Source organism: Burkholderia sp. 567 (assembly GCF_040545115.1).
GTDB lineage: Bacteria > Pseudomonadota > Gammaproteobacteria > Burkholderiales > Burkholderiaceae > Burkholderia > Burkholderia ambifaria.
In genome coordinates this window covers 77,747-95,026 of the sequence record NZ_JBEPLG010000006.1, presented here as the reverse complement: position 1 = coordinate 95,026, position 17,280 = coordinate 77,747, and the positions used below count along the sequence as shown (strand labels likewise).

Sequence of the window (17,280 nt, the reverse complement as noted above, 5' to 3'; positions counted from 1 at the left end):
GCGCCGTCAGAAATTCACGCGGATCCCGGCCATCACCGCGAGCTGGCGGCTCGAATTGCTGTTCGCGAGCACCGGGATCTGCGCGTAGTTCGCCGCGTTGCCGTTCGCGTCGGTGCCGAGCCCCGCGCCGCTCGCGATCTGGCCGATCGCGACCGCGTACAGCGCGGTGCGCTTCGACAGGCTGTAGTTCGTGCCGACGTTCACCTGATGGAAGCGCGTCGTGCCGCGTCCGTCGGTGTGCGCGGCGTTGAAGATGTACGCGACGCCGCCCTGCAGCGCCGGCGTGAACATGTACGTGACGTTCAGCTCGCCGATGTCGAACGTGAACGCCTGCGTGCGCGGCTGCGCGTCGGTCGAGAAATAGCGGCTGTCGCCGAGGCGCGTGTGCGTGTAGGTCAGCGCGAGCGTCGCCGCGCCGAGCGTCACCGAGCCGCCCGCGCCGAACGCGCGCATCGAGCCGGCGTCCTGCAGCAGGCAGTACATCGCGCCCGGGTTGCTGCACGCGAAGTCGCCGATATAGCCACTCGCGCCGCCGAGCGCCGCGTCGAGCGGCTGGTGCAGGTCGAGATAGCCGACCGAGAACGCGATCGGCGCGCGGGTGTAGGTGGCCGCGACCGCATAGCCGCGCTTCGCGGAAAAGTCGCCGGCCTGCCCGCCGAAGCTGAACGTGCCGCCAACCATCAGGCCGTGGAAGTCCGCGCTGGTGAACTTCACCGCGTTGTTGAAGTTGAACGCGGCATTCAGGTTGTCGACGTCGCCGAGATGCGATCCGTACGGCGTCGCCCAGTTGTTGCTGGAGACATAGGCACCGAGCATGTCCGTGTACGAGTCGTATTGCCGGCCGAGGCCGAGCGTGCCGATCCCGTCCTGGCGCAGCCCGACCCACGCCTGCCGGCTGAACGCGGTGCCGCCCTGCAGCGCCTGCCCGTTCGCGGAAAGGAACTGCTGCTCGAGCGAAAACACCGCGTCGAGCCCGCCGCCAAGCGGTTCGGCGCCCTGGAAGCCGAAGCGGGACGGCACCAGGTTGCCGCCGCCCATCTGCCACGCATGGCCGCCGCCCGTGCTGCCGTCGGCGCGCGTGAACTGCTGGTTCGTCGAATAGATGATGCCGGTGTCCACGGTGCCGTACAGCGTCACGCTGCCGGAGGTCTGCGCGTGCGCATGCATGCAACCCAGCGTGGCCGCCGCCGCGGCCAGTCGTCGTCCGATCTTCATGTCCCGCCCCTCTGTTGTCATCGATTCGCAGTGCAGATCGATGGAGTTGTCGATATGGGTGACAGGACTCTATCCAGCGAAAATTCGGGACCTCTATCCCAAATCAGCAAACGGTGAAGCGATCGGGTATCCCACGAGGGCGCGCGGCGTCACCGTCGCGGCACTAAAACGTCATTCGGGACGCAAGGTCTGCGACGGCAGCTCGCCGAACAGGTCGCGATACTCGCGCGCGAAATAACCCAGATGCGTGAAGCCCCAGCTCGCGGCGGCCTCGCCCACGCCCAGCTGGTGCGCGCCAGTGGTACGCAGCAGGCGCCGCACCGCGTTCAGGCGGATCGTGCGCAGATAGCCGACGGGCGTGACGTCGGCGACGCGCTGGAAGCTCGTCTGCAGCGTACGCCGGCTGCAGCGCAGCGCGCGGCACAGTTCGAGCACGGTGACGGGTTCCTCGGGCCGGTCGCGCAGATGCTTCTCGCAACGGCTGACGATATCGCTGTAGGTCGCGTGCGTGATGTCGCGGCGCTCGACGCCGATGCCCTGATCGAGCGCATCGAGGAACATGCCGAGCATCGCGTCGCGGAACATCTTGCGGGTGGCCGCGTATTCGAGGCAGCCGGGATTGCGCTGCGCGTCGTCGATCAGCGACGACAGCCGCGCGCCGAGCGCGATGCCCTGCTCGTCCGACAGCCGCGTGACGTGCCGCAGCTTGCGCGCGCCGGCCGCGCCGAACTCGGCTTCGCACAGCTCGTCGACCATGTCCGATGCGGCGCTGATCCCGACCAACCCCATCCCTTCCGGCGTATGGAATTCGAAATCCTCGCCGGCGCGCAGCGCGAGCAGCGCATAGCCGTCGACCGGCTGGCCCTGGAACGTGCCGGCGAGCGGCACCGACAACGGCACCGCGAGCGACGTGCGCCGGGCCGGCGCGAGGCCGGTTTGCGCGACACGCCGGTTGGTGGTCTCGCGGAAGAAATGGAAGTCGTCGTACAGCACCTGCGTGACGGTGCCCTTGAACCGGCCCGGCGTCATCTGGCGGTAGACCTGATGCCAACCGGCGATCGCGAGCCCGTGGTCATGCACGTCTTCGTGTGAGCGTGACTGGAACAGCATCGGCGTCTCCGGTAAAACCCTGCATCCACGTTGCGGCCGCACGGCTCGCAACGGCACAGCTTACCCCCGCAAAATTCCGCGCAGTGCGGTTTCGAATGCGAGACAGGCCGCCGACAGCGCGGTGGCCTGCTCGCCGGTGAGACGCACATAGCGGCGAAACGACGGCATCCGGTTCACTACCTCGCTGCCGCCGAACGGCACGACGGCGAGTGTCCAGCGTCCGTCGTGCGCGGCGATCGTGCAATCGGTCAGATGCAGCGGGCGCAGCGCGTCGGCGAGCGACGGCTGCGCGACGAGTGCAGCCACCGCGCGCGCGAATCCGGGGTCGCATCCGCGCTCGGGTGCGGCCGCGACGCCGGTGCGCCGCAGCCAGCCAGTCTGCAGCACGCGTGCGCTGCCTTCCCCGGTCGGACCGTGCGCGGTGACCGTCACCTGCACGCTGACCGTATGCATCAGGAACTGACGCTCGACGCGCTCGTCGACGCGCACGCGCACGCCGTTGGGCAGCCGGGCCATGGTGTCGGCCGCGGCGCCGTTCGCGTCGCGCACCGCACCGAGATCGGCCAGCACGCGCGCGGCGATCGCGCCGGGCCGGTGGCCGGGCGGCGGTGTGTCGGGCGCCGTGCGCCACCGGGCGAACGCGAGCTTCACGACGCGACGTGCTCGCGGCGCAGCACTTCCTCGACCGGCACCGGCTTGAACGGATGCCGGCGCTGCACGACGACTGTCCAGAACAGCGCATACAGCGCGGTGAGCCCGAGCATCGCGCCGAACGGCACGTAGATGTCGCGCGCGTTCATGCCGGGCGGCGTGATGTACCAGATCGCGAGCACGATGCCAACGCTCGACACGATCTGCGGCAGCGGGAACAGCGGCGAACGGTACGGGCGCGGCAGGTCGGGACGGCGGATGCGCAGCATCACGACCGACGCGGTGACGAGCAGGTACGCGGTGCCCCATGCGCAGGTCGCGGCGAGCACGAGGTGCAGGATGCTGTCGAGGTTGCCGTGGATCAGCCAGGCGTGGGCGATCGGCACGATCGCCGCCGCGACGATGCCGACCACCGGCGTCTTGAAGCGCGGATGCAGATACGCGAAGCAGCGCGGCAACGCGCCGTCGATCGCCATCCCGTACAGGATGCGCGGCAGCCCGGCCATCAGCGTGTTGATCGTCGCGGCGCCCGCGCACAGGAACGCGATGCCGAACCACACGCGGCCGAACGGCCCAAGCACCTGCAGCGCGAACGCGGGAATCGCGCCCGGCGTGTCGAGCAGGTGCGTCAGGCCGTCGGGGCTGACCGGCACGTTCGCGACCTGGCGGCGGATCGCCGCGCCGTACAGGAACATGCAGATCGCGACGCCGACTAGGCCGAGCGCCATCGCGCGCGGAATCGTGCGGCCCGGCGCCTTCATTTCCGGCGCGAGCGGCGTGACGAACTCGCAGCCGACGAACATGAACATCGCCATCCCGACCAGCGACAGCACGGCCGGCACCGACGTGCCGACTGCCGAGCCGCCGAACCAGCCGTCGAGATGCACGGCGGGCGCCGCGGCGAGGCCGAGGATCCCGAAGATCATCAGCGACAGCCACATGCCGGCCGTCAGCACGATCTCGAGCTTGCTGAACACCTTGATGCCGATGATGTTGGTGATCGCGAACGTGACCACCAGGCCGACGCCGACGAGCCACGAACTGTTGTGCTTCTCGAGCGCGGCGTTCAGCGACTCGAAGTTCACGAGCGCCATGATGCCGCTCAGGATCGTCTCCGCCGTGCCGGCGAACACGTGGACGAGGAAATACGCGGAAATCGTGCCGGTGATCGCCCAGAAGCGGCCGAGCCCGCACGACAGGTAATCGTAAACCGAGCCGGCCGTCGGCAGCATCGCGGCGGCTTCGGAGAACGTCGTCGCCTGCGCCTGCATCATCACGAACGCGATGATCATCGCGACCGCGAACGCCCAGCCGCCCATCCCGAAGCCCGACGTCGCGGTGAGGATCACCGGGCTCGCCATGATGAGGCCGACGGCACTCGCCAGCGCGGTCGGAAAACCGACCGCGCCCGCCGTCAGCACCGTGCCGCCGCCCCCTTCAGCCGACGCACCGGCGGGCGTTTCGCCCGCGGCGCCGGTCACTCCAGACCATCCCGACATCGTCGTCTCCTTCCTGTTTCGGCCGGCGCCGCCGCTGCGGCGCCCGTTCCGTTCCGTGCTTCGCGGTCGGCCCTGGGCGGCGCGTCAGCGCTTCGACCCCGTGCCCCTGTCGATCAAACTTGATCCGATGTCGAAAAAATACGCAGGCAAAATTGTTCGGTCATAGCGCAAATCGGCAAAACGGCGGTGGGGAGCGGGTTATCCCGCCCTCCACCGCCGGTTCGTCGTCGCGCGCTCACGCGGTCACGACATCACGCCCTTACGCGGCCCTTACGTCCTCACGCGAACGGCACGCCCTCGAAGCCCGCCGCGAGCGCGTCGACGATCCGGTCGAGCGGCTCGCGCTGGATTACGAGCGGCGGCGACAGGATGATCTTCGTGCCGACCGGACGCACCAGCACGCCGTGCTCGCGCGCCACTTCCGCGACCGCGTTCGCATAGCCGGACAGCGGGTCGATCGGCTCGCGGGTCTGCTTGTTCGCGACGAGATCGAGCGCGAGCATCAGCCCCTTGCCGCGCACCTCGCCGACCGCCGCGAAGCGTTCCGGAAACGACCGCAGCGCTTCGAGCAGATACGCGCCCTGCTTCGCCGCGTTCGCCGGCAGATCTTCCTTCACGACGATGTCGAGGCTCGCGATCGCGGCCGCGCATGCAACCGGGTGCCCGGCGTACGTGTAGCCGTGCATGATCGCGCCGCCGAAGTCCGCGTTCGCGGCGAATGCGTCCTCGATCCGCGCGTTCACGGCCGTCGCGCCGAGCGGCACGTAACCGGACGAGATCCCCTTCGCAAGACACATGATGTCAGGGCGCACGCCCCAGCCGCGGCTGCCGAACATGCTGCCGCTGCGGCCGAAGCCCGTCACGACTTCGTCGGCGATCAGCAGCACGCCGTAGCGGTCGCACACCTCGCGCACGAGCGGCCAGTAGTTGGCCGGCGGCACGATCACGCCGCCCGCGCCCTGCACCGGTTCGGCGATGAACGCGGCAACCGTGTCGGGGCTCTGGAACTGGATCTCGCGCTCCAGCATTTCCGCGCAGATCCGGCCGAGTTCCTCCGGATCCTGCGTGAACGGGTTGCGGTACAGCCACGGCGTCTCGACGTGGAAGCAGCCGGGCAGGTTCGGCTCGTAGTTGCGGCGAAACACCGTATTGCCGTTCACCGACGCGCCGCCGAAGTGCGTGCCGTGATAGCCCTGCTTCAGCGAGATGAACTTCGTGCGGTCGGCCTGGCCGCGCACCTTCCAGTACTGGCGCGCGATCTTCAGCGCGGTCTCGATCGAGTCGGAGCCGCCCGAGCTGTACAGCACGCGGCGCATCCCTTCGGGTTCGAGCATGTCGATCAGCTTCTTCGACAGCTCTTCCGCGCGCGGATGCGAGATGCCGTCGAACAGCTGGAAGTATTCGAGTTCGTCGAGCTGACGCACGATCGCGTCCTTCACTTCCTGGCGGTTGTGCCCGACGTTCACGTTCCACAGGCCCGCGACGCCGTCGACAAGCTTGCGCCCCTCTTCGTCGAACACGTAGCAGCCGTCGCCACGCACGATGCGGATCGGCTTGCGCTGTTTCATTTCGTTCGGGTGCAGCATCGGGTGCCAGAACTTTGCTTCGTTGTAGCTCATTGCAATCTCCACTTTCGGATCGGTTGAACCTCGATCGCTCGGGTTCGAGGTTGTCGGTGTTGGCGCCGCGCGTCAGTGCGCGATGCAGACGGATTTGGTTTCGGTGAAGCCTTCGATCGCGTATTGCCCGAACTCGCGGCCGATGCCCGACTGCTTGTAGCCGCCGAACGGCATCGACGGATCGAGCGGGATGTGACAGTTCACCCACACGGTGCCGGCCTCGATCTGCGGCACGAGGTTCATTACCCGCTTCAGGTCGTTGCTCCAGATGCTCGCGGCGAGGCCGTACGGCGACGCGTTCGCGAGCCGCACCGCGTCGGCCGCATCGTCGAACGGCACGACGACGATCACCGGGCCGAACACCTCGTCGCGCACGATCGCGCTGTCCGGATGCGGATCGGCGATCACGGCCGGCTTCACGTAGTAGCCGGGCAGGTCGTCGGCCGGCGTGCCGCCCGCGAGGAACGTGAGGCCCGCGCGGCGCGCGCCCTCGATGTGCTGGACGACCTTGTCGCGATGGTGCGCGGAGACCAGCGGGTTGATCTGCGCGGTCGTGTCGAGGCCCGCGCCGAGCTTCATCGACTGCGCGACGCCGGCGAGGCCGTCCGCGAGCTGCGCGAACTTGCTGCGGTGCACGTACATGCGCGACGCGGCCGCGCACACCTGCCCCTGGTTGAAGAACGCGCCGGCGGCGACGCCGTCGAGCGCCTGCGCGACGTCCACGTCGTCGAGCATCACGATCGGATTCTTGCCGCCGAGTTCGAGCGAGAAGCGCGTCATGTTCTGCACGGCCGCCGCGCCTACCAGCTTGCCGGTCGCGGTCGAGCCGGTGAACGAGATCTTCGCGATCGACGGGTGGCTCGACAGCGCGGCGCCGCACGTGCGGCCGCCGGTGACGACGTTAAACGCGCCGGGCGGCACGCCGGCCTCGCGGGCGAGTTCGGCGAGGCGCAGCGCGGTGAGCGGCGTTTCCGGCGACGGCTTGAGCACGATCGTGCAGCCGGCCGCGAGCGCCGGAATCAGCTTCCACACCGCGATCATCAGCGGGAAATTCCACGGCACGATCGCGGCGACCACGCCGACGGGCTCCTTGCGCGTATAGGCCGTATAGCGCGCGCCGGGCGGGAACGGGATCGACACGTCGAGCGTCTGGCCGGTGATCTTGGTCGCCCAGCCGGCCATGTAGCGCACGTATTCGACGCTCGCGCCGACCTCGATCGCGCGCGACACGTGGATCGACTTGCCCTGGTTCAGCGTTTCGAGCTGCGCGAGGGTTTCGGCGTCGCGCTCGATCAGGTCGGCGAGCTTCAGCAGGATGCGTTCGCGGTCCGCCGGGCGCAGTCCGCTCCATACGCGGGTGTCGAACGCGTGTTTCGCGCTCGCGACCGCGCGATCGACGTCGTGCGCGTCGGCATCCGCGACCGTCGCGAGCCGCTCGCCGGTGGCCGGGTCGTACACGTCGAGCCGCGCGGCCGAGTGCGCGCGCTGCATCGCGCCGTCGATGAAAAGGCCGAAGTCGCGTGCGACGAAGGTGCGCACGGTGTCGCTGACGGCGACGAAGTTCGTGGTGCTCATGGGCGTCTTCTCGATGTTTATCGTGGCTGGGCCGCGTGCGCGCGGGCATGCGGGCGTCGAACCACTGTATCGACGGGGGATCGCGCCCGGTGAGCGCAAATTGGCAGCGCGTTGGGGGATCGAAATGCGGGGGCTCGGGAATGGGGAAACGCTGCGTGCGAATGGCTCGCTATCGTCGGATGAATGGTGCGGCGTGAAAGCGTGAAAGCGTGAAGGCGTGACGGCGTGACGGCGTGAAGGCGGAAGGTGGAAGGTGGAAGGTGGAAGGCGGAGGCGGAAGCGGAAGCGGAAGCGGAAGCGGAAGCGGAAGCGGAAGCGGAAAAATTACAGGAACAACGCGCCGACCAGCTCCGTGCGGTTCGACACGCCGAGCTTCCGGTACATGCGCATCAGGTGCGTCTTGATGGTCGGCTGCCCGAGCGCGAGATCGCGTGCGATCTCCTTGTTCGAGCGGCCGTCGCGCACGAGGCGTGCGATCTGCTCTTCGCGGTAGGTCAGCCGCTCCTCGCAGTCGATGCGGTGGATCCCGCGCCGCGCACGCAGCAGCGGAGCGAGCGCCGCTTCGGCGACAGGCTGCAGCCGCGCCAGCGCGTCGACCTCGCCCGGCGCGAACCGGCCCGCCGTGCTGTTGCCTTCCGCATCGCCTTTCCCGAAGCGCAGCAGCGAAAACGCGCCGACGGTGCGGCCCGCGTCGTCGCGCAGCCAGATTTCGACGACATCGGCGACATCGTGCCGCCGCAGGAAACGTGTCCAGTACGCGGACGCGGCACGTCTTTCGTCAGGCAATTGGGAAGCGAGCGTCACGACCGCGCGAACGCCCGCCGCGCAGCGCGACGGATGCAGCGGATCGAGCATCCGGTAACGCGCGAGGTAGGTACGATGCATCGACTCCGGCATCCCGAACAACTCGAAATCGGCGGGCTCGCCGCTCAGGTCGAGCCGGTAGAACACGATCGCGGACGGGCTCGCGAATGCGTCGAACGCCGCGACGCACGCATGCAGCGCGCGCTGCCAATCGGCGGCTTCGGGGTCGGCGGAAACGGATGGGGTCGGCATGATGGGAGCGGCCGGCGGCCGAACGCGTCGAAGTTCGGGCCAGCCTACCGGCGCCGAAAAGCGCCGGTGAGCACAAATCGGCAAATCGTCCCGGTTCGGCTGGTTCAGCCGATTCGATCGGGACGATGCGCTCGCGCGACGGGGCGCGCGCCGACTTTCAATGCGCGTTCGAGGCGAACGTGTCGCAGGCGCTCACTTCACCGGCTTCCATCCCGCGCCGCAGCCAGTACATGCGCTGTTCGCTCGTGCCATGCGTGAAGCTTTCCGGCACGACGTAGCCCTGGCCTTGCTGCTGCAGCCGATCGTCGCCGATCGCGGCCGCCGCCTTCAGCCCCTCCTCGAAATCGCCGGGTTCCATCAGCCGCTGGTTCGCGCGCTCCGCGTTGTTCGCCCATACGCCGGCAAAGCAGTCGGCCTGCAGTTCCATCCGCACCGACAGCGCGTTCGAGCGCGCCTGGCTCGAACGGCGGCGCGCGGCATCGACCTTGTCGGAAATGCCGAGCAGGTTCTGCACGTGGTGGCCGACTTCGTGCGCGATCACGTAGGCCTGCGCGAAATCGCCGCCCGCGCCGAACCGCTTGCGCAATTCGTCATAGAAACCGAGATCGATATACACTTTGTGGTCGGCCGGACAGTAGAACGGCCCCATCGCGGTCTGGCCGGTGCCGCATGCGGTCGGCGTCGAGTTCGTGAACATCACGAGCTTCGGCGCCTCGTACTGCGCATGCAACTGGGTGTTGAACACGCCCGTCCATGTGCGCTCGATATTGCCGAGCACCTTGCGCGTGAACACCGCGCCGGGATCGCTCGCCGGCGCGCCCTGGTGCTGCGTGGGCGCGGGCTGCGCCTGCTGCTGGCGGCCCTGCAGCGCCGACGCGCCTTCGAGCACGACGCGCGGGTCGATCCCGAAGAAATACGATGCGGCCAGCGCCACCACGATCGTGCCGATGCCGATCGTCGCGCGCCCGCCGAACCCGCCGCCACCGCGTCGATCCTCGACGTTCGCGCTTTCTGTTTCGTCGTCCAGCCTCATTGCCGGCTCCTCCCTGCTCTTGTCGATGATCCGGCCGCGATGCGCAACCGGGCGATCCGCCGTCGCGCCACGCGCGATCGGCGGACGCGATGGATCCGTATTCGTATCTGGCGCACGCTCGCGCCGATATCTCCGCCTGCCCTTCCGCTTGTACGACGGAATCGGCCGGCGCGCCGCGCCGGTGCGCGGGCTCGCCCGCGCTACGCCCGTACTATTTTGCCGGGCTTTTGCGACTTATCGCAAAAATACGGAGGATAGAGCGATTCGGCGCCGACGATCGTCAGCCTTTGCAAAATGGCCGGAATCCTGCCGGCCGACCCGGTGCCGCGCACAACCGTCGGCCGTCCGGCCGATAGATGTTCATCCTTTCGGCGGATACCGGCGTGCGTCGACGCCACCTAAAGTGACCGGAAACGACACCCTTCCGGAGAACGACATGACGCACCCGCAACCCCGAACGATCGCGATCACCGGCGCAGGCACCGGCATCGGCGCCGCGTGCGCGCGCCGCTTCGCCGCCCGCGGCGAGCGCGTCGTGTTGATCGGACGACGCCGGACGCCGCTCGACGCGCTCGCCGCCGAGACGGGCGGCCTCGCCCTCGCCGGCGACGCCGCGAGCACGGCCGACTGGGCCCGCTTCCTGCCGGAGATCGCCGGACGGTTCGGCCCGGTCGATGCGCTCGTCACGTGCGCGGGCGGCCACGGCCTCGGCCGCGCGGACGAAACCGATGACGCACAATGGCGCGACGCGATGCACGCGAATCTCGACACCGCATTCGTCAGCGCACGCGCGTGCCTGCCCGACCTGATCGCACAGCGCGGCAGCATCGTGCTGGTCGCGTCGATCGCCGCGCTCGCGGCCGGGCCGGGCGTGTGCGGCTATACGGTCGGCAAGCATGCGCTGCTCGGGCTCGCGCGTTCGCTCGCACGCGACTACGGGCCGCACGGCGTGCGTGCGAACGCGGTGTGCCCGGGCTGGGTCCGCACGCCGATGGCCGATGCGGAAATGGCGCCGCTGATGTCCGCGTATGGCGACACGCTCGACGGCGCGTATGCGCGCGTGAGCGCCGACGTGCCGCTGCGGCGCGCCGCCGATCCGGACGAAATCGCGGCCGTGTGCGCGTTCCTCGCATCGCCCGACGCGTCGTTCGTGACGGGCGCGACGCTCGTCGCCGACGGCGGCGCGATGGTCGTCGATGTGCCGACGCTCGCGTTCGACAAGCTTTGACGCCGGGGCGCGAAGCGTCCGCACGATGCGTGCTCGAGTGCGAGCGCGCGACGTGCCCATGCCGCACACGTGGTCCGGCACGGCTCGCCCGCCCCCGGCCCTGCGCACGCCCCGCACACGCCCCGCTCGTTTTCCGCCCCGGAAATCCGCTAACATCGACCGATCCCGCCGCCTTCGTGCGGCACCGCCTCACCGTTCGGAATTCGATGAACATCCGGTTTCTTGAAACCTTCGTCTGGCTCGCGAAGCTGGAGAACTTCCGGCTCACGGCCGAGAAACTGCACACGACGCAGGCGGCCGTGTCGAGCCGCATCGCGTCGCTCGAAGAGGCGTTCGACGTGCGGCTGTTCGACCGCAACACGCGCTCGGCCACGCTCACGCCCGCGGGCCGGCGCATGCTTGCGTACGCGGAGCGGATCGTGCGGCTCGACGGCGAGATGCGGCGCGACATCGACGCGGCGAGCGACGCGGGCCTGATCCGGATCGGCGTGATCGAGTCGATCGTGCACAGCTGGTTTCCGGCGCTGATGGCGCAATTGCGCGAGCGCTATCCGCGCCTCGACGTCGAGATCACGAGCGACACGACGCTACATCTGATCCGCCTGCTCAGCACCGACGGCGTCGACCTGATCCTGCAGACCGACCCCGTGCCCGGCCCCGACTTCACGAACCTGCCGCTGTGCGAATTCCCGGTGCGCTGGGCGGCGAGCCCGCGTCTCGGGCTCGGCGGCGAACGGCTCGACGTCGCGCGGCTTGCCGCGTACCCGATCATCAGCTTCTCGCGCCACTCGGGGCCGCACGCGACGATCGAGCGGTTGTTCGCCGCCGTCGAGCGGCCGGCCAGCATCAACTGCATCACGTCGGTCGCCGCGATGATCCGGCTCGTCGCCGACGGTTTCGGCGTGGCCGCGCTGCCGCCCGCGATCATCGGGCGCGAACTGCAGGAAGGCGCGCTCGAACTGCTCGACGTGGAACCCGAATTCCCCGCGCTGCCGCTCGTCGCGTCGTATCGCACGCAGGGCCTGCCGGTCGCCGCGCGTATCGCGGAGCTGGCGAGCGAAGTCGCGCGCGCGATGCCGGCCGCCGCGAGCCATGCTAAGCCGGTCGCATCGGCAAAGGCCGACGCCGATTCCGTCGGCAAGGCCGCCGCTGCCCGGCCCGCGACAAAAACCGGCACCGCGGCGGCAAAACGCACGCCGAAATCCGCGCCGCCCGCTGCTGCGGCGAAACGCCGTCCGCGCCGCTCATAAGAAAACCTGTTCACCGCGAATTTGTTTTCTTGTTGGACGGGCGCGGCCCGTCTTCGGGACACTGCGGTTCCTGACACACCCCGTCACAAGGAACCCGCAATGACCCGCCTTTCCCTTCTGCACGGCCAGCTCTGCGTCTGGACGGATATCGACCCCGCGCACGAAGCCGATTTCAACGCGTGGTACGACCGCGAGCACATGCAGGAGCGTGTCGCGATTCCCGGCTTCACGCATGCGCGGCGGTTTCGCGCGACCGACGGCGGCCCGCGCAAATATCTCGCGCTGTACGTGACGGACACGCTCGACGTGTTCCGCGGCGACGCCTATCGGCGCGCGTTCACGCAGCAGACCGCATGGTCGCTCGCGAACTTCGAACGCATGACGGGCACGCAGCGGCGGGTCGGCGACCTGACGATCGAGGCCGGCGATGGCGAAGGCGTGCATCTCGCGCTGTTCGTGCTGCCGCCCGAACGCATCGACGTGCCGCACCTGCGCGAGCGCTTCGACGCGGCGCTGCGCGAACCCGGCATCCATGCGGCACGGCTGTTCCGCACCGCGCCGGACCTGTCCGCGCCGATCGGCGCCGATGCGGCCGCGCGTCCGGCCGCCGACGCGCTCGTGCTGATCGAAGGCAGCGACGCCGCGGCCACGCGCCGGGTCGCCGCCGCCATCGCCGGTCACGACGACGTGCGCACCTTCGATCTGATGTGGCGCGCCGCCGCGCCGCTGCCCGTCGCACGCGCCGAAACGCACCCGTCCGCCGCCCTGCCGGCCTGAGCGCCGGCTTCGCCACCGGCCGCGGCGTCCGTCATCCGCACGCGGCCCACGCATCGGCCCGCACGCGTCCCCCAGTCATCCTTCACGACATGCCCGACACCATGAGCACTCTCGCCCAGCCCGCCGCCCACGCGCCCCGCCGTGTCCGCAACAGCCGACTCGCGTCCGCGAGCATGATCGGCACGTCGCTCGAGTGGTACGACTTCACGATCTACAACACGCTCGCCGCGCTCGTCTTCAATCATCTGTTCTTTCCGTCGGTCGATCCGCTGGCGGGCACGATCCTCGCGTTCTCGACCTATGCGGTGGGCTACGTGTCGCGCCCGCTCGGCGGCTTCGTGTTCGGCAACCTTGGCGACCGCATCGGCCGCCGCGCCGTGCTGATGCTTACGCTCGTGCTGATGGGGATCACGACCGCGCTGATGGGCGCGCTGCCGACCTATGCGCAGGCGGGCATCCTGAGCCCGATCCTGCTCGTCGCGCTGCGCTTCGTGCAGGGCGTCGCGCTTGGCGGTGAATGGGCCGGCGCGGTGCTGCTGTCGGTCGAGCACGGCGACCAGAAGCGGCGCGGGCTGTCCGCGTCGTGGACGCAAATGGGCCCGTCGTTCGGCACGCTGCTCGGCACCGGCTGCATCGCGCTCGTGACGCTGTCCACCACGTCCGACACCTTCCTGTCGTGGGGCTGGCGCGTGCCGTTCGCAGCCAGCGCGCTGCTCGTCGTGTTCGGTTTCTGGCTGCGCCGCGGCGTCGACGAAACGCCGCAGTTCGAGCAGCTCGCCGAGTCGCACGCGACCGCCGAAGTGCCCGTCGCCGAAGTGCTGAAATGCCACTGGCGGCGCTTGCTGATCGCCGGCGGCTCGCGCATCGGCTCCGACGTGCTGTATGCGCTGATCGTCGTGTTCACGCTGACCTACGTGACGACCGTGCTGCATCTGTCGCGCCCCGTCGCGCTGACGGCGGTGATGGTCGGCACGGCGTGCAACGCGCTCGCGGTGCCGTTCTTCGGCGCGCTGTCGGACCGCTTCGGGCGCCGTCCGGTGTACCTCGCCGGCGCGATCGCCGGCATCGTGTGGGCGTTCGTGTTCTTCACGATGCTCGACACCGCGCGGCCGGGCGCGATCGTCGCGGCCGTCGCGATCGGCCTCGTGATCCACGCGGTGATGTACGGCCCGCAAGGCGCGTTCGTCACCGAGCAGTTCCCGACGCGCGTCCGTTATGCGGGCTCGTCACTGGCGTACACGCTCGCCGGCATCGTCGGCGGCGGCTTCGCGCCGCTCGTGATCGCGACGCTGTTCCGCCAGACGGGCACGACCACGGCCGTGTCGCTGTACGTGACTGCGGCGCTCGTCGTGACGTCGATCGCGCTGCTCGCCGCGCGCGAGACCGCGCACCGTCCGCTCGCGGACTGAGCGCTACGGTCGACCACCTCATTCATTCGCCTCGTTCATTCGCACTTCAAACGGATACCCGCATGCAAGCCCTGTCGTTCAACGTGATGTCCCTGCAAGGTGTGTCGGCACAGGTCGACGTCGAGATCGAACGCGTCGTGATCGCCGGCTGGGCAGGCCGCGATCCGGAAGCGATTCGCGCGCACATAGACGAACTCGCGGCGCTCGGCGTCGCGCCGCCGTCGACCACGCCGTGTTTCTATCGGGTAGCGTCCGCGCTGCTCACGCAGGCGCCGTCGATCGGCGTGCTCGGTGCGCGTTCGGGCGGCGAGATCGAGTGCGTGTTGATCGACAGCCCGGCCGGCACGCTGGTGACGGTCGGTTCCGATCACACGGATCGGGAAGTCGAGGCTTACGGCGTCGCGGTGTCGAAACAGGTATGCGCGAAGCCGCTCGGCCGCGATGCGTGGCGGCATGCGGACATCGCCGATCACTGGGACGCGATCGAGATGCGTTCGTGGCTGGTCGGGCCCGGCGGCGAACGCGTCGCGTATCAGCATGGCGCGCTCAGCGCGCTGCTCGCGCCGGATGTGCTGTGGCAGCGCTTCGACGACCGGCGCACGATGCCCGCCCGCTGCGCGATGTTCGGCGGCACCGTCGCCGTGCACGGCGCGATCGCGGCGATGGGCGACGGTGACGCGTTCGAGATGGAACTGCACGATCCCGTGCTCGGACGCAGCCTGCGCCACCGGTATGCGGTCGAGGCGTTGCCGGTCGTGGCGTGACGAAGGGTGGCGGGTGCGCCGGCAATGAAGGGCATCAACCGCATGCGGGCCTGCCAATCGCCATCGCCGCCCGCCGTCATCGCAAGCACCCGAGCCCCGTCAGCGCCGCCTCCACCGCCGTATCGAGCGGCGTCACCGGCTCGCGGCCGAGTACTGCCGTCACCCGCGCGTTGTCCATCCGGAGCGGCTCGCGCCACAGATAGCGCATCTCGATCATCTCGCGCATCGTCGTGACGAACGGCGCGGCGGCCCACACGAGCCACCACGGGAAACGCCGCACCGTCGGCCGCATCCCGTGCCGCTGCGCGACGCGGCGCACGGCCTGCGCCATCTGCGTGCCGTCCGCGTCCCAGTGACCGCCGAGATGAAAGCGCGCGAACGGCTCCAGCGTGTCGCGCCGCTCGATCAGCTCGACCATCGTGCGCGCGACGTCCGGCACGTACGCCCATTGATGGCCGACGCCCGGCCGGCCCGGCACGCTGATGGCCGCAACCGGCCGCCCTGCCTTGACGAGCCCCTGCCCGAACCAGTTGTTGCCCGCGTGCGCGCCGAAGAAATCGCCGGCCCGCACGATGATCGTGCGCACGCCCTGCGCGGTCGCCGCCTGCAACCGCTGCTCCAGCTCGACGCGGATCGCACCCTTGCGCGTCGTCGGATGCTGCGGAGCCTCTTCGCGCAATACCGGAAACGCGTCGGGACCGTAGTTGTAGATAGTCCCCGGCAGCACGACGGTCGCCTGCGCCGCCGTCGCCGCCGCGATCGTGTTGTCGATCATCGGCAGCACCTGCCCGCTCCAGTTCCGGTAGCCGGGCGGGTTCACCGCATGCACGATCACGCTGCAGCCGCGCGCCGCGCGGATCACCGTGTCGCGGTCGAGCGCGTCGCCGCGCATCCATGCGATCCCGTCGCGCTCCACCGTCTCGGCATCGAGCCCGCGCTTGAGCGCGCGCACCTGCCAGCCGGCATCGCGCAGCTGACGCGCGACCTCGCCGCCGATGCCTCCGCTCGCGCCGAGCACGAGTACCTGTCGTTGCGTCCCGCCTGCGTTCGCCGTCATTGCCGTTCTCCGTGTATGAACCGTTGACAGCACGTATTCTGGCGCTCAGCCGCCTAATAAGGAATTGCCGAACCTGACGGATCAGCTATACATTTATGTATGACGATCGATCTGAACTGGGAACGCTACCGCACCTTCCTGGCCGTGCTGACGGAAGGCTCGCTGTCGGGCGCGGCGCGCGCGCTCGGCATCACGCAGCCGACGGCCGGCCGCCACGTCGCGGCGCTCGAAGCCGCATTCGGCCAGACGCTGTTCACGCGCTCGCCGTCGGGGCTGCTGCCGACCGAGGCGGCCCTCGCGCTGCGCGGCCATGCCGAGGCGCTGCGCAGCGCGGCGGCCGCGTTCGAGCGGGCGGCCGCGAGCCACGGCGCGGGCGTGCGCGGCACCGTGCGGATCTCGGCCAGCGACGTGATCGCGGTCGAGGTGCTGCCGCCGATGCTCGCGCAGTTGCGGCGCGACCATCCGGGGCTCGTGATCGAGCTGGTGCCGACCGACCGCATCCAGGACGTACTGAACCGCGAGGCCGACATCGCGGTGCGGATGGCGCCGCCCGCGCAGGACGCGCTCGTCGCGCGGCGCGTCGGCGAGATCGACATCGGGCTGTATGCGCGCGACGACTACCTGGCGCGCAACGGCACACCGTCGACCACCGGCGAACTCGCCCATCACGCGCTGATCGGTTTCGATACGGTCACGCCGTTCATCCGCTCGGCCGGGCGCGGGATGCCGTTGTGGAAGCGCGATGCGTTCGCGCTGCGCACCGACAGCAATCTCGCGCAACTCGCGATGATTCGCGCGGGCTACGGGATCGGCTTCTGCCAGAACGGGCTTGCGAAGCGCGATGCGCGGCTCGTGCGCGTGCTGCCGGACGGGCCCACGATGAAACTGGAAACCTGGGTGGTCATGCACGAGGATCTGCGCACGAGCCCGCGTTGCCACGCCGTGTTCGATGCGCTGGCGAACGGGCTGCGCGCGTATGCCGACGGGACGGCCGACTAGGCCGTTCAAGCCCACCGCCGCGCACGCCGCGCTTCACG

15 protein-coding genes are annotated in these 17,280 nt (G+C 69.4%); 6 read left to right on the top strand and 9 right to left on the bottom strand.

Annotated features, from left to right (window positions below):
* Positions 1–6: 6 nt before the first annotated feature.
* From ABIC50_RS18545 to ypfJ, 8 genes are all read right to left on the bottom strand, one after another.
* Positions 7–1,215 (bottom strand): porin, encoded by a 1,209-nt coding sequence (locus ABIC50_RS18545; protein ID WP_354166034.1) that lies wholly within the window; start codon positions 1,213–1,215, stop codon positions 7–9.
* A gap of 171 nt (positions 1,216–1,386) precedes the next feature.
* Positions 1,387–2,325, bottom strand: coding sequence for a helix-turn-helix domain-containing protein (locus ABIC50_RS18540; protein ID WP_354166032.1), 939 nt, complete (start codon positions 2,323–2,325; stop codon positions 1,387–1,389).
* Positions 2,326–2,385: 60 nt separating this feature from the next.
* The gene (locus tag ABIC50_RS18535) at positions 2,386–2,976 is read right to left on the bottom strand and encodes a DUF3156 family protein (protein WP_354166030.1); all 591 of its coding nucleotides are present in this window, start codon (positions 2,974–2,976) and stop codon (positions 2,386–2,388) included.
* Positions 2,973–4,475, bottom strand: coding sequence for an APC family permease (locus ABIC50_RS18530; RefSeq protein WP_354166027.1), 1,503 nt, complete (start codon positions 4,473–4,475; stop codon positions 2,973–2,975). Before ABIC50_RS18530 ends, ABIC50_RS18535 begins: the two co-directional genes overlap by 4 nt.
* 278 nt (positions 4,476–4,753) lie before the next feature.
* Positions 4,754–6,094, bottom strand: a complete 1,341-nt coding sequence (locus tag ABIC50_RS18525) for an aspartate aminotransferase family protein (protein ID WP_011659154.1) — start codon at positions 6,092–6,094, stop codon at positions 4,754–4,756.
* Between the two features lie 72 nt (positions 6,095–6,166).
* Positions 6,167–7,669: an aldehyde dehydrogenase family protein gene (locus ABIC50_RS18520; protein ID WP_354166026.1), complete on the bottom strand. Its 1,503-nt coding sequence runs from the start codon at positions 7,667–7,669 to the stop codon at positions 6,167–6,169.
* A 324-nt stretch (positions 7,670–7,993) separates the two neighbouring features.
* Positions 7,994–8,725, bottom strand: a complete 732-nt coding sequence (locus tag ABIC50_RS18515; protein ID WP_354166025.1) for a helix-turn-helix transcriptional regulator — start codon at positions 8,723–8,725, stop codon at positions 7,994–7,996.
* Between the two features lie 157 nt (positions 8,726–8,882).
* Positions 8,883–9,758 carry a KPN_02809 family neutral zinc metallopeptidase gene (gene ypfJ, locus ABIC50_RS18510; protein ID WP_354166023.1) on the bottom strand — a complete coding sequence of 292 codons (876 nt, stop codon included), beginning with the start codon at positions 9,756–9,758 and terminating at the stop codon, positions 8,883–8,885.
* Between the two features lie 436 nt (positions 9,759–10,194).
* Between ypfJ and ABIC50_RS18505 the strand changes: the two genes are divergently transcribed.
* From ABIC50_RS18505 to ABIC50_RS18485, 5 genes are all read left to right on the top strand, one after another.
* Positions 10,195–10,986 (top strand): SDR family NAD(P)-dependent oxidoreductase, encoded by a 792-nt coding sequence (locus ABIC50_RS18505; RefSeq protein WP_354166021.1) that lies wholly within the window; start codon positions 10,195–10,197, stop codon positions 10,984–10,986.
* Between the two features lie 206 nt (positions 10,987–11,192).
* Entirely contained in the window at positions 11,193–12,236 is a 1,044-nt protein-coding gene (locus ABIC50_RS18500; RefSeq protein WP_354166019.1) for a LysR family transcriptional regulator, read from the top strand.
* Between the two features lie 99 nt (positions 12,237–12,335).
* The gene (locus tag ABIC50_RS18495; protein ID WP_354166017.1) at positions 12,336–13,013 is read left to right on the top strand and encodes a hypothetical protein; all 678 of its coding nucleotides are present in this window, start codon (positions 12,336–12,338) and stop codon (positions 13,011–13,013) included.
* Between the two features lie 89 nt (positions 13,014–13,102).
* Positions 13,103–14,422, top strand: a complete 1,320-nt coding sequence (locus ABIC50_RS18490) for an MFS transporter (protein WP_175667413.1) — start codon at positions 13,103–13,105, stop codon at positions 14,420–14,422.
* 62 nt (positions 14,423–14,484) lie between these two features.
* Positions 14,485–15,186 carry a DUF2848 domain-containing protein gene (locus ABIC50_RS18485; protein WP_354166015.1) on the top strand — a complete coding sequence of 234 codons (702 nt, stop codon included), beginning with the start codon at positions 14,485–14,487 and terminating at the stop codon, positions 15,184–15,186.
* A 76-nt stretch (positions 15,187–15,262) separates the two neighbouring features.
* Here the strand turns inward: ABIC50_RS18485 and ABIC50_RS18480 are convergent, their stop codons facing one another.
* Positions 15,263–16,243 (bottom strand): NAD-dependent epimerase/dehydratase family protein, encoded by a 981-nt coding sequence (locus tag ABIC50_RS18480; RefSeq protein ID WP_354166013.1) that lies wholly within the window; start codon positions 16,241–16,243, stop codon positions 15,263–15,265.
* A gap of 99 nt (positions 16,244–16,342) precedes the next feature.
* On the opposite strand from ABIC50_RS18480, the gene ABIC50_RS18475 reads away from it, so the two are divergent.
* Positions 16,343–17,242, top strand: a complete 900-nt coding sequence (locus ABIC50_RS18475) for a LysR family transcriptional regulator (protein WP_354166011.1) — start codon at positions 16,343–16,345, stop codon at positions 17,240–17,242.
* The last annotated feature ends 38 nt before the right edge of the window (positions 17,243–17,280 follow it).

Excerpts from the sequence above, each read along its gene's own strand:
- ABIC50_RS18500 (WP_354166019.1), top strand. The coding sequence starts at position 11,193 with ATGAACATCCGGTTTCTTGAAACCTTCGTCTGGCTCGCGAAGCTGGAG.
- ABIC50_RS18520 (WP_354166026.1), bottom strand. The coding sequence starts at position 7,669 with ATGAGCACCACGAACTTCGTCGCCGTCAGCGACACCGTGCGCACCTTC.
- ABIC50_RS18515 (WP_354166025.1), bottom strand. The coding sequence starts at position 8,725 with ATGCCGACCCCATCCGTTTCCGCCGACCCCGAAGCCGCCGATTGGCAG.
- ABIC50_RS18530 (WP_354166027.1), bottom strand. The coding sequence starts at position 4,475 with ATGTCGGGATGGTCTGGAGTGACCGGCGCCGCGGGCGAAACGCCCGCC.
- ABIC50_RS18475 (WP_354166011.1), top strand. The coding sequence starts at position 16,343 with ATGACGATCGATCTGAACTGGGAACGCTACCGCACCTTCCTGGCCGTG.
- ABIC50_RS18540 (WP_354166032.1), bottom strand. The coding sequence starts at position 2,325 with ATGCTGTTCCAGTCACGCTCACACGAAGACGTGCATGACCACGGGCTC.
- ABIC50_RS18480 (WP_354166013.1), bottom strand. The coding sequence starts at position 16,243 with ATGACGGCGAACGCAGGCGGGACGCAACGACAGGTACTCGTGCTCGGC.
- ABIC50_RS18485 (WP_354166015.1), top strand. The coding sequence starts at position 14,485 with ATGCAAGCCCTGTCGTTCAACGTGATGTCCCTGCAAGGTGTGTCGGCA.
- ABIC50_RS18545 (WP_354166034.1), bottom strand. The coding sequence starts at position 1,215 with ATGAAGATCGGACGACGACTGGCCGCGGCGGCGGCCACGCTGGGTTGC.
- ABIC50_RS18525 (WP_011659154.1), bottom strand. The coding sequence starts at position 6,094 with ATGAGCTACAACGAAGCAAAGTTCTGGCACCCGATGCTGCACCCGAAC.
- ABIC50_RS18490 (WP_175667413.1), top strand. The coding sequence starts at position 13,103 with ATGCCCGACACCATGAGCACTCTCGCCCAGCCCGCCGCCCACGCGCCC.
- ypfJ (WP_354166023.1), bottom strand. The coding sequence starts at position 9,758 with ATGAGGCTGGACGACGAAACAGAAAGCGCGAACGTCGAGGATCGACGC.
- ABIC50_RS18495 (WP_354166017.1), top strand. The coding sequence starts at position 12,336 with ATGACCCGCCTTTCCCTTCTGCACGGCCAGCTCTGCGTCTGGACGGAT.
- ABIC50_RS18505 (WP_354166021.1), top strand. The coding sequence starts at position 10,195 with ATGACGCACCCGCAACCCCGAACGATCGCGATCACCGGCGCAGGCACC.